Consider the following 14,951-nt stretch of genomic DNA (forward strand, 5'->3'; position numbering starts at 1 on the left):
TATCCGTCATTGATCGCGCAGTTCGGCAAAGCCCGCCGCAGCCTTTGCGCCACCGCGCAGCTTGCCGCTCAGCCAGACGCCGAAGATCGTCGCGAGGTAGGGAAGAGATTGCAGGAGATCGTGGGGCACCTTGCCACCGAAAGTGAGCTGGGCGCGGATACCGAGCGCCCCGACTACGGCGAAGAAAAGTGCGGCGAGCGTTGCGCCGACTGGATGGGCCGCCCCGAAGATCACGGCGGCGAAGGCCATGAAGCCACGGCCGGAGGTCATCCCCTGGGCGAAGAATTGCAGGCTGCCGCCGGCGAGTTCGGCTCCGCCGATGGCGCAGAGCACGCCGCCGAGCGCGAGTGCCACCAGCCGCATGCGCGACGGATTGGCGCCGATGCTGCGGGCCGCGAAGGGATGTTCGCCGCAGGCAGCTAACTGGAGCCCGAACCGGGTGCGACGCAGCAGCACCCACATGCCGAACACGACGAAGGGCATCAGCAGCACGAAGATCGAGAGCACGCCATAGGCGCCGAACATCGGCCCCAGCTTCGGCACGCCGAAGGGCGCATTGACCGAGGCCTGGCTGCCATAGATCGACTGGACGGCGAGCGCCGTGCCGCCGATGCCGAGCCCGGTCAATCCCAATCCGGCAATGATCGGATTGGCCTTGAGCTTCTCGATCACGAACCAGAGCAGCACCGAGGCGAGCACGCAGAACAATATCGCGATCAGGATGGCGACGGCGAAGGAGCCCGTGAGCATGATGCCGAGGATCGTCGCGCAGGCGCCGATGATCATGATCCCCTCGAGGCCGAGATTCCATACGCCTGCCCGCTGCGCGATCACGCCCGCAAGCGTGACATAGATGAGCGGCGTGCCGGAGCGCAGGATGGCGATGATGATATCGTTCATGGCGAACGCCCTCCGATGCGCAACATTCGATCGACGAATTTCGAGCGCGCGGTGATGAAGAGCGCGATCGCGGCGTTGATGATGTCGATCGCCGCCGATGGCAAGCCGGCCATGATCGGCAGGTAGAGGGCGGCCGACGCGAGACCGCCGAAGAAGATCGCCACGACAGCCGTGCCGACCACCGAGAGATTGGCGACAAGCGCGATCAGGATCGCAGTGAAGCCATGCGTGGGCAGAAAGCCGCTGGCGATGCGGCCATTGGGACCCATCAGTTCGATCGTCCCCGCGAGCCCGGCGAGCGCGCCCGAGATAATGAAGCTCGAGAGCCCGAGCTGCCAGAGCTTGGCGCCCTGCCATTGCACCATGGTGCCGTTGCGGCCGGCGAGGCTCGCCAGCACGCCGAAGGCGGTGCGGTTGACCAGCAGCCACATGACGACGCCGACGACGACGGCGATGCCGATGATCGCCGGCGACAGGCCGAGCGAATTCGAGATGCGGTAGGCGGCATCAAGCGGCCGGCTTGACGCCTGCTGCCCGGAGCCCGAGGGATCCTTGAGCGGGCCGGAAGTGACATAGATCAGCAGCAGCGAGGCGAGGAAATTGCCCATCAGCGTGGTGATGACCTCATCGGTGCCGGAGCGCAGCTTGAGCAGGCCGGGCCACAGCGCCCAGAGCGCGCCGCCGGTCATCCCTGCGATGAAGCAGGCCGGGATGACGATGGCGGCAGGCGCACCCTTCAGCCATTCCGCGGCGAAGGCGGCGAAGATCGCCCCGACATAGAACTGGCCCTGGGCGCCGATATTGAAGAAGCCGGCGCGGAAGGAAATGCCGACGCCGACGGCGGTAATGAAAAGCGGCAGCGCCCAGCGCAGGCTCTGCGACCAAGCACCCGGCCGCAGGAAGGCGCCGTCGGCGACCGAGGTCAGCATCAGGTAGGAATCATAACCCGCGATCTGGAACACCACGGCGCAAAGGGCGAGTGCCAGCGCCACGAATACCAGGCTTCGGACGATGGAAAGCAGCCGCGCGGTCATTGGCGGACCCCCGTCATGGCGGCGCCGACCGACTGGATGTCATAGGGTGCGGCGAATTCTCCGGCGATCCGGCCGGACAGCATGACGACGACCCGATCGCTGATATCGAAGAGCTCATCGAGATCGGAGGATATGAGCAGGATCGCGCAGCCGCGATCACGGGCGGCGCGCAAGGATTGCCAGACGAAGGCGGTGGCGCCGATATCGAGGCCGCGTGTCGGCTGTGCGGCAATGATGACCTTCGCCTCGGGATCGACTTCGCGGGCGAGGATGACCTTCTGCGCGTTGCCGCCGGAGAGCGAGCCGGCTTTCTGGTCGGCGGAATGGTAATGCACGCTCCAGGATTTGAGCGCGCCATCGCAGAGTGCGCGGATGGCGCCGGGCCGGATGAGTTTCAGGAGCGGCCCCTGGAGAAGCGTGCGGGCGCTCCAGTTTTCCCAGAGCGAGCTTGTCAGGCTCAGGCCCTCGGTGTTGCGCTCGAAGGGGATGATCCTCAGGCCGAGGCCTCTGCGGGCCGATAGCGATGCGCCGCCGACATCCTGTCCTGCCAGGCTGATGCGGCCGGCACCAAGATCGGCGAGACTGGCAATGGCACGGACAAGCGTCTTCTGGCCGTTGCCTTCGACGCCGGCTATGCCGAGAATTTCACCAGGCCGGATGACGAGGTCGATATCGTCAAGCGCGGCACCTTCGCTGTCGGGCCGCGTCGATATGCCGGAGAGTTCGAGGACGGGTTTGCCTTTTGGTGCAGCGGCGTCATGGCCGAGCGCGCCCGCATCGGCTCGCGCACCGACAAGTGCGAGTCTATCATCGGCATCGAGGTTCCTTGCCGCCTCGCCGACGATCAGCGCCGCGAGGCGTTCTGCGTCGATGGCGGCGCAGGCGAGCGGACCGTCGATGAGTTTACCACCACGGAGCACGGTGACCGTGTCGGCGATGGCCAGCACTTCGCGGATCTTGTGGAGAATGAGGATGACCGTGACGCCGCGCTCCTTGAGCTTGCGGACACGGGCGAACAGCATCTCGATGCCGGCGGGTGACAGCACCGCCGTCGGCTCATCGAGGATCAGGACTTTCGCGTCGGTCACCAGCGCTCGGGCGATCTCGATGCCCTGCTGGGTTTCGACGGGCAGGTCGCGGATGCGGCGCGTCAGGTCGACCTGGACGTCGAGGCTCTTCAAATGCGGTGCCCAGCGCCTGAGCAGCGACCGCCGGGAATAGAGCGCGCCGGGGCCATCCGAACCGAATTCCATCGCCTCCGCGACAGTGAAGGATGGCGGCAGTGCGAAACTCTGGTGGACAAGCTCGACGCCCGCCGCACGGCTGTCGTTGACATGGCCCGTACGGATCTCGCGGCCGTTGATATCGACCGCGCCTTGCGCTGGCCGCACGAGGCCGGAAGCGACCCGGGCGAACGTGGTCTTGCCGGCGCCGTTCTGGCCTACCACGGCGTGGATCAGCCCCGGCGCGAAGGACACGGAGACGCCGGACAGCGCCACGACGCTGCCATAGGTCACCGTCACGTCGCGGCACGTCAAGGCGGATGGGCTGGTTTCCGGCATGAGTCAGGAACCCCGTAAACGACAGAAATGGAGCGGTTCGCGGCCGCAGACAGGGCTAATGCCACGCCCGCGAACCTGCCCGTGATCCCCTCCCTGAACAGAAGGAGGGGAACGGTTCGAATTACAGCGCGGTATTGAAGGGAACCTTGATCGAACCGTCAAGGATACCCTTCTTCGCCGTTTCGATCTCGGCCCACACGTCCTTGGTCTTGCCGGTCAGGTCGGCGGGACCCTGTTCGGCGAAGACGGGCGACGCCACGAAATCGATGACGCCGGTACCAAGGCCGGTCGGCTCATGCGTGCCGCCCTTCCACTCGGAACCGAGCGCCTTGGAGACTTCGTTGTAGAGCGACTGGCCAAAATCGAGCGCCACCAGCGCGATGACGGATTTCGGGCCGAGGGCATATTGCGCCGGCGAAATGCCGCTCACCATGCGGCCTTCCTTCTCGTTGGCAGCCGCGATGATACCGCCATCGGTCGCTGCGGAGTCGGTCTGGATGTAGTCGATGCCATCGTTATACATCTGGGTGGCGATTTCCTGGCCCTTGGCCGGGTCCTGGAAAGAGCCTGCGAAGGCGGCCGTCACCGTGGCGTTCGGGTTGACCGAAAGCGCGCCGGCCTTCAGTGCGTTGAAGTCGGCATTCAGCGGCGGGATGGAAATGCCGCCGATATAGCCGATCTTGCCCGATTTCGAGACCTTGGCCGCGAACATGCCCGAGAGGTAGCAGCCGAGATAATAGTCATAAGAAACCGTCACGACATTCGGGATGGCCGGCTCGAAGGGGTCTCCGAAGAGCTGGATCCACTTGGTGTCGGGATAGGAGGATGCGAGCGCCTTGAACGGCTCGGCGACCTCGTTAAAGGTCGAGACGATGATCGACGCACCGGCATCGCCGAGCGTGCGGAACACGGTCTCGTAAGTCGCCGGATCCTGCGCATAGACGGCGCGGTATTCGAAGCCCTTTTCCTCCGAAAGCTGTTTGAGCTTGGCGATCATGGAATCGACCGGGCCGTTGTCACCGGCGGCCTGGGTGTGGACGAGCGCCACGAGCCCTCCTGCTGCGCGCGCAAGGGCAGGCAACAGGCTGGCGGTGAGGCCTAGCGCTGCTGCGCCCGCGCTGATCTGCAGGAAGTCGCGGCGCTTGAATGATGCTGTCTTGTCTTGTGTCATTGTCTGTTCCCTTTTTCTTTGGTTTTGGTTTTATGCCTGGTTGGCAGCCTTCCCAGGCTGCCGCATGCGTAGTTTCCTAGATTCCGCAGGCCTTCTTCAGACGCCGGGCGAGCACGGCGACGGATTCATGATCATCACATCCTGTTTCTCGATGGCGTTGAGCGCCCAGACCTCGGAGATGAACTTCTTCCAGTCCGGATCGGCATACATGGCAGCCCGCCGCTGCTCGCGATCGGCCAGGCTGTCATAGGCCCACATCAGCACGGTGGTGTGCAGGTGGCCGAGCTCGGAGACATAGAGCCCGACGAACCGGTTGAGGTGCTTCTTCTGCACCGGCAGGCCCTCGGCCTCGTATTTCCGCATCCAGAGGTCCACCGTGCCGGGCTTGAACGTGTAGGTCCTGTGTTCGAGTATCATCGGCGTTTCCTCAGGAATTCAGGATGAAATCGGCGCATTTCTCGCCGATCATGATGGAGGGGGCATTGGTATTGCCGCTGGAGATGATCGGCATGATCGAGGCATCGGCGACGCGCAGTCCCTCGATGCCGTGCACCTTCAGGCGCGCATCGACCACGGCCTGCGGATCGTTGCCCATCTTGCAGGTGCCGACGGGGTGGAAGGTCGTCATCGCGGTGGCGCGCAACCACGTCGTCAGGTCATCGTCATTGAGCATATCAGGTCCCGGCGCCAGTTCCTTGCCACGGTATTTGTCGAACGCCTTCTGGCCGATGATCTCGCGGGTCAAGTGGATGCCCGAGATCATCGTCCTGATATCGAAATCCGTCTTGAGGTAGTTGGCCTGGATCTTCGGCGCGGCAGCAGGATCGGCGGATCGGAGCGTGATTTCGCCACGGCTCTCGGGATTGACCGGCCCGACGCGCAGCGTGAAGCCGTGATTGGCCTCGACCGTGCTCTTCCTGAACGGATTGGGAAAATGCAGGTTGGCGGTCTTCTCGAGCGCCGGCATGAAATGGAGCTGGATATCGGGTGCCACCAACTCATCGTTCGAACGGATGAAGGCGCCGGCTTCATAGGGAAATGTCGTGGTAATACCCTTGCCGAACAGTAGGCCCTGCGCCATGGAGACTGTCAGCTTGTCGGCGCGGAGATCGGAGTAAAGCGTGATCGGCTCGCGGCATTCCCATGACATGACGCAATCGACGTGGTCCTGCAGGTTCTTGCCGACGCCCGGCAGTTCGTGGATCGGCTCGACCCCGGCGGAAGCGATCTCGGCGCCGGGGCCGATGCCGGAGAGCAGCAGCGCCTTCGGCGAATTCACGGTGCCGGCGGAGAGGACGATGTCGCGATCGGCATAGGCCTTCTCGACCGTGTTTTCCCTGACATATTCGATGCCGACCGCCCGGCCGCCTTCGATGATGATGCGGCTGGTCTCGGCGCCGGTCAGCACGGTGAGGTTGGGGCGATCGATCACCGGCCTGAGGAAAGCAAACGACGTCGACCAGCGCTTGCCGTTCTTGATGGTGAAATCGAAACGGCCAAAGCCTTCCTGATCGGCGCCGTTGAAATCGTCGTTCAGGGGGTAGCCGGCTTCCGCACCTGCCTGGGCAAAGACATCCATCAGCGGGTTCCAACCCCGCGCCCGGCAGACCGTCAGCTCGCCTTCACTATTGTGAAAGGCGCTGTTGCGTTCGATATGGCCCTCGGAGCGGCGAAAGGCCGGCAGTACCTCGTCATAAGACCAGCCCGGCAGGCCGAGCTGCGCCCAGCGATCGTAGTCATGGCGGTTGCCGCGTACATAGATCATGCCGTTGATCGTCGACGTTCCGCCCAGCACCTTGCCGCGTGGCCAATAGAGTTTGCGGCCGTTGAGATAGGGCTCCGGCTCGGTATGATAATGCCAGTTGTAGAGACCGGAATGGAAAAGCTTCCCCATCAGCATCGGCAGCCGGAAGAGCGGATTGCGGTCGCGCCCGCCGGCTTCCAGCAGCAGCACCTTGTGCGACGGATCAGCCGACAGGCGGTTGGCGAGCACGCAGCCCGCCGAGCCAGCGCCGATGATGATGAAATCGTAGCTTCTGCGCGCCATGGTCACCATCCGATCGGCGCGGCGCCCATGGCCGCGAGATGGGTATTGCAGAGCACGAACGGGTTGGGCATGGCGAGCACGGCATCGGCGCGCGCGGGATGATCGCGGAGTATGCAGGTTGTCTGGTCCGCCTGCCCTTCCCTAATGCCTGCAGCTTTGATGACTTCCGCAGCCGCATCGCCGAAGCCGAGGATCACCAGCGGTTTGTCACGCGCAACAAGCGCCTCGATCGTTGCAATCATCAGCGGCCGCCAGAGCGGCAGATGCCCCAGCGACTGGTGCGGATCGATCGACACCTGGAAGCGGGTCAATGTCAAAGACGCGTTGAGAAGTAGAACCCCTTGCCCTACCCAGCGGTCGGCAATCGCGGAGGGAGACTCAAAGGCTGTATCCGGTGCGGTGATTATGTCGCGCACGTCAGGCCAGCGGTCGAAGCTCTCGGCATAACCGGGCTGCCCGGTCCGCGCGGCGAGGATGAGCTGCATATAGGCGCGGATGCTTTTCGAGAACATCTTGTCGAGTTCGCGCCAGTCGGCGACATTGCCGGCCTCGAAGGCGCGGCCAGTGGCAAAGCCCGGCTCGGGATACGGATCCTGCCCGAGGATCACGCAGCGCACTTGATCCGGCTCGATACCGTCGAACGCCCGCAGCATATGCGCGCCCGGCGGCTGGCCCGGAAAATGCCGGCCCTTCCGAACCGGGAAGATCGGCTCCCAGATTTCCATGTCCAGCGCCGGCTCCATCGCGTCGAAACCGAGTTCGACATGCCCGAGACAATCGCGCCACGCCTGGGGAAGGTCGGCTTGCCAGCCTTCCAGTACAGCGCTCATCGCCTGTCTCAATTGCATTGGCATCATGGCTTCCCTTCGGCGACCCTTGAAAATAAAGTTGCCAAAAGCTGACCAAAGTGTCAACTTCTGAAAATAGAAAAATGACCGGATCGTCAGGTTATTGCATTTGACCGTATGCGGCGCGAAGCGCTGCAGTCGCGCTTAAATCCGCGCGTGCAATTTTTGCCGGATGCAGCTATTGACGGGATATTGGGAGTTGAATGGGACATGCCACGCAAGGTGAAGGATCAAGAGGAGCGTATCCGCGAACGCAATATCCGCCTCATCCTGAAGGCGGCGATCGATATCTTTTCGAGGAAGGGTTTCGACGGCACGCGGATCGCGGAGATCGCCGAGCGATCGGGCCTCCCCAAGGCCAACGTCTATTATTACTTCTCCTCGAAGGAGGAGATTTACACGGCGATCATCGCGCATCTGATCCGGGGTTGGGACGATGCGCTGAAACAGCTTTCGCCCGAACGCGAGCCCGCCGAGGCATTCGAAGCCTATATACGCTCGAAGCTCGAATATACCCGCAAGAACATCACCGAATCCCGCCTCTTCGCCAACGAGATCATCCAGGGTGCCCGCTTCCTCAAGAAGAAGGACCGGCAGCATATGCAGGAGGTGACGACGGAACGCGTCGCCGTCATCGAAGGCTGGATCGCGGCGGGCAAGATGGCGCCCGTCGATGTGCGGCATCTCCTGATCATGCTGTGGTCGGCGACGCAGTTTTATGCAGACTTCGAGCCGCTGGCGTGCGACGCGCTCGGCAAGAGCCGGCTTAAGGTCGAGGATTACGACAATGCCGCCAAGACGATCGCAGAGACCGTGCTGCGCGGCATCCTTCTCTGACGGCTCTCAATCGAACTTCAGTGCGAAGACATCGATCTGCTCTTCGATGCCCTTGAGCGAGAATAGACCAAGCGCATCGGCCTCCGCCTGGCATCCAGCAGTCTCGACGAAGGTCTTCGAGAGGAGGACGGGTCGTTTGACCTCCTTGGTGAGCGTTTCGAGCCGGGATGCGATGTTCACGGCCGGCCCGATCACGGTAAAATCGAGGCGCGTCTTCGAGCCGATATTGCCATACATGACATCCCCGATGTGAACGCCGACGCCATAGCCGAGTTGGGGGTGGCCGTCCCCGGCGCTCTTCACGTTCAGCTCAGTCATGGCGGCCCTGCCCTTCCTGATCGCGCTCAGGAGATCGGCGCAGGCGGTGGGAACAGAAAGCGGGAAGACCGCCAGCAGGCCATCACCCATGAACTTGAGTATCTCGCCGCCATGCTCCTCAATCGGCCCGGAAAGAGCGTCGAAATAGGCATTGAGCAGGTCGATCACGTAATCGCGCGGCCAGAGCGAGGACAGTTCCGTGAAATCTCTGAGATCACAGATCATGATGGCGGCGCTCATCGTGGCACCACTGCCGCGCGTGGTCGCGCCGGCGAGGATTTCTTCGCTGGCATGGGGCCCGACATAGGTGCGGAGCAATGTGCGAGCCATGACATTCTTCACACGGATCTCCGTCACAAGCGCCAGCACAGGAATGAGATCCTTGAGAAACTCGATATGCGGATCGGCGAACCCGCCGGGGCGCGCGGTGGAGAAGGTCACGACATGCCGCTTGCCGAGCGTGTGCTCAAGCGGCCATGCCACATATTCGGTCAGCCCCTCTTCCCTGAGGTCGGTATAAAGCGAGGCTTCCGAAGCGGGATCGGCGACGGGCTCTTCCAGGTTCTTCCGCAATTCACCTGCGCCATCATGGATGACCTTGAGCGGGCTCCTGAGAAAGATCTGCGTATTTTCGACCTCGTATCCATAGAGGTCGATTTCCGCCTCTTCCAGCCCCGTACGCCACAGCAGCCGGGCGCCGCGCCATTGGGGATGGTTGGTCTGGAAATGCAGGGAAGCCCGTGCGATGGGCACTCCGGCTGCAACCAGCCGCTCGCTCATATCGACCAGTATGTTATCGACGAAGCGCTGGTCGCGCGTATCGTGGACGAGCCAGTCAAGCACCTTCCGGCGCTTTGCGGGCCAAGTGCCGTCGTATTCGTCCAGATTGACAGGAAGTGTGTCCTCAACGATCGCCATGCGCATACACCCCAAACAAATGCCTGCCGCATATCTTGGACTGCCAAGGCATGAATGCAAGCGGGTGCGCGAATAATCGCGAGAAACATCAGCATGGCGCGACGTTGCTCAACAACACCGGGACGACGCGGCAGCCAACAAAAAGCCCGGCGAACCGGGCTCTTCTGATTTAGCAGTAGCGCCTTTTGACAACAACGCCGTTCCGGTTGACGCGCTTGCGGACAACGCAGCCGCTGCCAATGACGATGACCGGTGCGCCTAACCAAACGCCGCCACCCCAGCCCCAACGGCCATGCCGCCGGCCGCCATGATGCCAGCCGTGGTGATGGCCGTGATGCCATCCGTGGTGACGCCACTTCGGTCCGGCGTCGACACTGGTTGCGAACGAAGTCGCAGCGATGAGTGCGGCAATGCCGCTGGTGATGATTTTCCTCATTTTCCTACGTCCTCATATCACGAGGTGTGTATGTATAAGTTCCCACGAGCACGAGGGTTCCAATTTAGTTTCAAAAGCTAAACGCGCGGCTGGACATGCATAAGAGCCAGTGCGGAAGCATTGTCCCGCGCACGGCTGGATTATTCAAATGGAAAGCTTGTCAGGACAATGTGGTGCCCGGGACCGGAATCGAACCAGTGACACGCGGATTTTCAATCCTCATCTATACAATGGCCGCTCAATAGCTTGTGCCCGAAAATCTGTCAAACCTTGCTTCGAATATCAATCGCTTAGGCGGGAAATGTCAAACTTTCCGCTGCACGCACATCGCGAAGCCGTATCAGCCGCCGAGGTGCCCTGATGAGCATCAAGGTGATGAATTTGGTCTGGCAGCGGGCACCCGTTCAGAGCGGAGAATTGCTGATGTTGCTTGTCCTGGCCGACAATGCTGACGACAAGGGCACGTGTTATCCCGGCGTGCCCTACCTTGCCCGTAAGGCACGCATGAGCGAACGAAACGTGCAGCTCTGCCTGCGCAAACTCGCTGAAGCGGGATACGTCAAGGTGTTCCCCAATCGCGGCCCATCTGGCGTCAACATGTACCGCGTCGAGTTGGGTTTGCTCTACTCGCTGCCCGACAATTTCGTGCCAGCGAAGGACGAAAAAGGGGGTGAAAATATTTCACCCCCGAAAGATCTTCACCCGGTGAAATCTGCGACAGATGGGGTGAAAAATGAAGCACCAGGGGGTGAAGCCCACTTCACCCAAACCGTCATAGAACCATCAGTAAGAACCTCTCAAGGCGCGCAAGCGCGTGAGGGAGGGATTTCGAATGATCGAGTTGAAGACCTCCCCACTGCGAGGGAAGTGCGCAGGCTGTTCCAGAAGCTCGTGAACAACTGGCCGAACTTCGCTGGCATGTCGCTCGACAGTGCAAGGCGGGAGTTCAATCGCCTCACGGCCGATGAGCAAGCGGCGGCAGTCGATCGGCGAGACGCTTGGATTGCAGTGTTGCGAAAGCAGGGCAAGGATCACACGCCGGCGCCTTCGACCTACATCAAGGAACGGCTATGGGAAGCCGTGCCGGCCGTGTCCAAGGCAGCGCCAGAGCGTACCAGCGCGGCACCCTTCGGGAAGGCGTGGATCCACCATGTGCTGACGTGCCTGGCGCAGCCTGCTGGTGCGCTACCGCCACCCTCAGCCTTCCTGCGCGCTACGCTCGAAGCGGGAGGCGAGCCAGCCCGACGCCTTATCCGTGATCGCATTGCGGCGCATGGGTGGCCTCACGTGAACCGGATCTACGAGCGCGCCGCTGATGGGTTGGTGGCATCCGTGCCGAGCGACGAGGTCGCAACAATGCCCGAAATGGAAGCGCTTGCCGTCGATTCGGCTGCTTTCGAAGCATGGCGCTGCGCCTTCCATGACAATGGCTGGCCGTGGCCGAGGCTGACGGCTGCAGTTAAGTTCATCTGGTTCCCGAAAAACGGTCCGACCTCCGGACCGTTAGCGGCAGCTCCAGCGGGCGGCGGGTCAAATGTCTGAACGCCCTCGCCTTCTGCACCCGCGTCCCCCCAATTCGAGACTTTGTTCCCGCGCGCTGTGATTTTGAGCGGCCAAGCAGGGACCAGAATAAATTTAGCGCGGCCGCGCACACGTGAAACCAATGGCTCATGATGGACGCGCTATGCAAATATGGCGAGTTTTTCCTGTTTCTGAGCCATTAAATTCTCCTCTCTTTCTGGTCATGGACCTGGAAGGGAACGACCAATGAACCGGAATTAACCCACTTCATTCTGTGACCCGGGGCGTCAAGAGTCTTCAAGGCCAAGCGCCTCTCGCGCATATCGTAGCGAAATTGGCGAATTATTTTTTTAGCGGCTCAATGAAGCATAGCATGACGAGGTTGAAACCTCGATGCGGCAAACTGCGGTTATCAGCCAGGACTGTGACTGCTGTGTGCTTGCACTCCGAGCCCAGGATTCCATCGCTACCCGATGAAAGTTATAGGTTCGATCAGGGCGACCTCTCGAAGACGGTGGGGGTGGGGCAAATTCTAGAAGCGTCCGGGGCGCCGACCGGCTTGGGGCATTCGTTTGTAGAGCTTGGAAATTGAAGGCAAAAAGCCACTCGTTGACTGGGTTGGAAGTCAGAAGTGATCTCTCGTAGTCGGAGCGTCGGCGCGATTGGTCTGATGACAACGCCCTGATGCTGGACCAGCATGTGTGCAATCCAAAAGCGGAAACACGTCCGAGCTGCGGGTTTGCTCCAACAGGATCAGCTCCCGGTCTCCAACGCACCGAAAGCGTCAAAAAGCTCTCGCTATGCCGTTGGAACTTTGTTGCGTAAGGTATCCACCACGACTGAGAATGCAGGCAGGCTCTGCCTGCGTGTCGGAAAGTAGAGAAAATATCCAGCAAATTTCGGCGACCAGTTGTTGAGAATAAGCTGCAGGCGGCCGCTGGCGATGTGGAACTCGACCAAGCTCTCCGGTACATAGGCGATGCCATGACCTTCGAGAGCGGCATCCACCATGGCTTCGGACGTGTTGAACGTCAGCTGTCCGCCGACGCGGACGCGGACTTCCTCGCCGTCTTTTTCGAACTCCCAGGCATAAAGCCCTCCCGTCCGCGACTGCCGCCTGTTGATGCAATTGTGCTGCATCAACTCCTGCGGATGCCTGGGCGGTGGATGTCGCCGGAAATAGTCCGGCGATCCAATGGCGACCAGCCGCCAGTCAGGCCCGATCCGAACCGCGACCATGTCCTTCTCGACACTCTCGCCCAGCCGGACACCGGCGTCGAAACCTTCCTCCACAATATTGCGGAAGCCGTTGTCTATGTTGAGCTCGACCCGAATATCCGGATAGTTGCGCAGTATCGGGGCGAGCTTCGGCCAGACCACGCTTTCCATCGCATGATCGGAGAGCGTGATTCTCACTGTGCCAGCTGGCTTGTCTCGATAGGCCATCACCGCTTCGATGTCGGCCTCGATCTCTGCGATGCGCGGTGCCATGGACTGCCTGAGCCGTTCACCCGCTTCCGTCGTTGCGACGCTGCGTGTCGTCCGGGCCAGGAGCCGTAGCCCCATCCGCGCTTCCAATTGCTTGACGGCGTGACTGAGAGTTGATTGCGCGATGCCGAGCTTGGCGGCTGCTTTTGTGAAGCTCCGCTCCTCGGCTACCGCCAGGAACCAGAGCAATTCGTTGAAATTTCCGCGCGCCATGCAGCCCGTCCTGGAGAATCGATACGGTTCGATTATTAGCGGATTTCGATAGGTCCATGCAAATTACCATGGCTAATCGAGATTATCGTGGAGTGCTATGTTGAGCTCAACACGATGTCGGCCGCTGACGGCCGCCAAGAACATTACACTACGGAGATACCAATGCTCGGAACAGTCCTTCACACCCCGGGCGACATTCGCTGCGAGGAAGTCGCGGAACCGAAAATCCTCAAGCCCACCGACGCCATCATCAAGCTCTCAGCGTCCTGTGTCTGCGGGTCTGACCTTTGGCCCTATCGTGGCCTCCAGCCCGTCGACGCGCCACAGCATATGGGCCACGAATATTGCGGCATCGTTGTCGAGGTCGGCAGCGCGGTGACGACGGTTAGCCCCGGCCAATTCGTCGTCGGCTCTTTCTGCATCTCCGACAATACTTGCCCGCATTGCCGAAACGGTTTCCAGTCCTCATGCGAACACCGGGAGTTCATGTCGGGCGCGCAGGCACCTTATGCCCGCGTCCCGCTCGCGGATGGCACGCTTGTCGCCACGGATGCGATGCCTTCCGATGACTTGATCCCGAGTCTGCTTGCGGCCTCGGACGTTCTCGGCACTGGCTGGTATGCGGCAGACGCCGCGCGGGTGAAGCCGGGCTGCACCGCGGTGGTGGTGGGCGATGGTGCCGTGGGCCTGATGGGCGTGCTGTCGGCCAACCAACAGGGAGCCGCGCGGATCATCGCCATGAGCCGCCATAAAGCCCGACAGGAACTCGCTCTTGAATATGGTGCCGCCGATATCGTCACCGAGCGCGGCGATGCGGGCGTGGCAAAGGTGAAGGAACTGACCTCTGGGGTCGGTGCGGACTCCGTTCTCGAATGCGTCGGCACGCAGGAATCCATGATGCAGGCGGTCAACTGCGCTCGTCCCGGCGGCGCGATCGGCTTCGTGGGTGTCCCCCATGGCGTGACGCTTGACGGCCAGATGCTCTTCTTCCAGCAGAAGAGCCTGATGGGCGGCCCGGCTCCCGTTCGCCGCTATCTTCCACACCTCATCGACCTGATCATGACGCGGAAAATCAATCCCGGCAAAGTCTTCGACCTCGAACTCCCTTTGATCGACGTCGCCGAGGGCTACAAGGCCATGGACGAGCGCCGGGCAATCAAGACTCTGCTGCGGATGTAACCGAGCCCAGGCAAATCATGGAGGCGAACATGGACATCAAACGCGCCGGCAGCCAGCCTTCCGGCAAAGGGCCCTTCGATTGGTTTACGGGCACGGTTCGCATCGATCCGCTTTTCCCCGTTCGCGATCCCGCGCGTGCCGCGGCCAACAGCGTCACATTCGAGCCGGGAGCCCGGACGGCTTGGCATACCCATCCGTTTGGCCAGGTGTTGATCGTGACGGCCGGATGCGGTCGTGTCCAACGCGAGGGCGGTTCGGTCGAGGAAATCCGGCCCGGCGATGTCGTCTGGTTCGAGCCGGGCGAAAAGCATTGGCACGGCGCTGGGCCGACCACGGCGATGACGCACATCGCCATCCAGGAATCGCTCGACGGCAAGGCGGTCGAGTGGCTGGAAAAGGTCAGCGACGCGGATTACGGCGCAGCATCCTGATCGGATCGTCGACGTCGGATATCAAGAAACACATACAGTCATGGAGCG

Annotated in this window: 14 protein-coding genes; 4 read left to right on the forward strand and 10 right to left on the reverse strand. The window is 61.6% G+C overall.

Translation table 11 applies throughout. The features are described 5' to 3' along the window. Positions 1–6: 6 nt before the first annotated feature. The 7 genes from ACSQ26_RS17330 to ACSQ26_RS17360 form a co-directional block, all read right to left on the reverse strand. Positions 7–900: an ABC transporter permease gene (locus ACSQ26_RS17330; protein ID WP_436010939.1), complete on the reverse strand. Its 894-nt coding sequence runs from the start codon at positions 898–900 to the stop codon at positions 7–9. Beyond that, positions 897–1,934 carry an ABC transporter permease gene (locus tag ACSQ26_RS17335; protein ID WP_436010941.1) on the reverse strand — a complete coding sequence of 346 codons (1,038 nt, stop codon included), beginning with the start codon at positions 1,932–1,934 and terminating at the stop codon, positions 897–899. The genes ACSQ26_RS17330 and ACSQ26_RS17335 overlap by 4 nt, the downstream gene beginning before the upstream one ends. Beyond that, positions 1,931–3,496 carry an ABC transporter ATP-binding protein gene (locus ACSQ26_RS17340; protein WP_436010943.1) on the reverse strand — a complete coding sequence of 522 codons (1,566 nt, stop codon included), beginning with the start codon at positions 3,494–3,496 and terminating at the stop codon, positions 1,931–1,933. Before ACSQ26_RS17340 ends, ACSQ26_RS17335 begins: the two co-directional genes overlap by 4 nt. A 121-nt stretch (positions 3,497–3,617) precedes the next feature. Beyond that, positions 3,618–4,667, reverse strand: a complete 1,050-nt coding sequence (locus tag ACSQ26_RS17345; RefSeq protein ID WP_436010945.1) for a BMP family ABC transporter substrate-binding protein — start codon at positions 4,665–4,667, stop codon at positions 3,618–3,620. Between the two features lie 96 nt (positions 4,668–4,763). Beyond that, a complete protein-coding gene (locus ACSQ26_RS17350) occupies positions 4,764–5,084 on the reverse strand; it encodes an NIPSNAP family protein (protein WP_436010947.1) in 321 nt (106 codons plus the stop codon). 10 nt (positions 5,085–5,094) lie between these two features. Then, positions 5,095–6,714 carry a GMC family oxidoreductase gene (locus ACSQ26_RS17355; protein ID WP_436010949.1) on the reverse strand — a complete coding sequence of 540 codons (1,620 nt, stop codon included), beginning with the start codon at positions 6,712–6,714 and terminating at the stop codon, positions 5,095–5,097. 2 nt (positions 6,715–6,716) lie between these two features. After that, positions 6,717–7,544 carry a uracil-DNA glycosylase gene (locus ACSQ26_RS17360; protein ID WP_436010951.1) on the reverse strand — a complete coding sequence of 276 codons (828 nt, stop codon included), beginning with the start codon at positions 7,542–7,544 and terminating at the stop codon, positions 6,717–6,719. A gap of 228 nt (positions 7,545–7,772) precedes the next feature. Here ACSQ26_RS17360 and ACSQ26_RS17365 point away from each other — a divergent pair, with 228 nt between their 5' ends. Next, complete coding sequence (locus ACSQ26_RS17365) at positions 7,773–8,399, forward strand: TetR family transcriptional regulator C-terminal domain-containing protein (protein ID WP_436010953.1); 627 nt, start codon at positions 7,773–7,775, stop codon at positions 8,397–8,399. A 6-nt stretch (positions 8,400–8,405) separates the two neighbouring features. Here ACSQ26_RS17365 and ACSQ26_RS17370 read toward each other — a convergent pair whose 3' ends face one another. Further along, the gene (locus tag ACSQ26_RS17370; protein ID WP_436010955.1) at positions 8,406–9,635 is read right to left on the reverse strand and encodes an adenylate/guanylate cyclase domain-containing protein; all 1,230 of its coding nucleotides are present in this window, start codon (positions 9,633–9,635) and stop codon (positions 8,406–8,408) included. 169 nt (positions 9,636–9,804) lie between these two features. Continuing rightward, the gene (locus ACSQ26_RS17375) at positions 9,805–10,071 is read right to left on the reverse strand and encodes a hypothetical protein (protein ID WP_436010957.1); all 267 of its coding nucleotides are present in this window, start codon (positions 10,069–10,071) and stop codon (positions 9,805–9,807) included. A 360-nt stretch (positions 10,072–10,431) separates the two neighbouring features. Between ACSQ26_RS17375 and ACSQ26_RS17380 the strand changes: the two genes are divergently transcribed. Then, on the forward strand, positions 10,432–11,613 hold the full coding sequence (locus ACSQ26_RS17380) for a helix-turn-helix domain-containing protein (RefSeq protein WP_436010959.1): 1,182 nt from the start codon (positions 10,432–10,434) through the stop codon (positions 11,611–11,613). A gap of 777 nt (positions 11,614–12,390) precedes the next feature. Here the strand turns inward: ACSQ26_RS17380 and ACSQ26_RS17385 are convergent. Then, entirely contained in the window at positions 12,391–13,293 is a 903-nt protein-coding gene (locus ACSQ26_RS17385; protein ID WP_436010961.1) for a LysR family transcriptional regulator, read from the reverse strand. A 162-nt stretch (positions 13,294–13,455) separates the two neighbouring features. Between ACSQ26_RS17385 and ACSQ26_RS17390 the strand changes: the two genes are divergently transcribed. Continuing rightward, on the forward strand, positions 13,456–14,472 hold the full coding sequence (locus tag ACSQ26_RS17390; protein WP_436010963.1) for a zinc-dependent alcohol dehydrogenase family protein: 1,017 nt from the start codon (positions 13,456–13,458) through the stop codon (positions 14,470–14,472). 29 nt (positions 14,473–14,501) lie between these two features. Further along, the gene (locus ACSQ26_RS17395; RefSeq protein ID WP_436010965.1) at positions 14,502–14,903 is read left to right on the forward strand and encodes a (R)-mandelonitrile lyase; all 402 of its coding nucleotides are present in this window, start codon (positions 14,502–14,504) and stop codon (positions 14,901–14,903) included. The last annotated feature ends 48 nt before the right edge of the window (positions 14,904–14,951 follow it).

The organism is Rhizobium sp. LjRoot254 (genome assembly GCF_964254105.1).
Classification (GTDB): domain Bacteria; phylum Pseudomonadota; class Alphaproteobacteria; order Rhizobiales; family Rhizobiaceae; genus Rhizobium_E.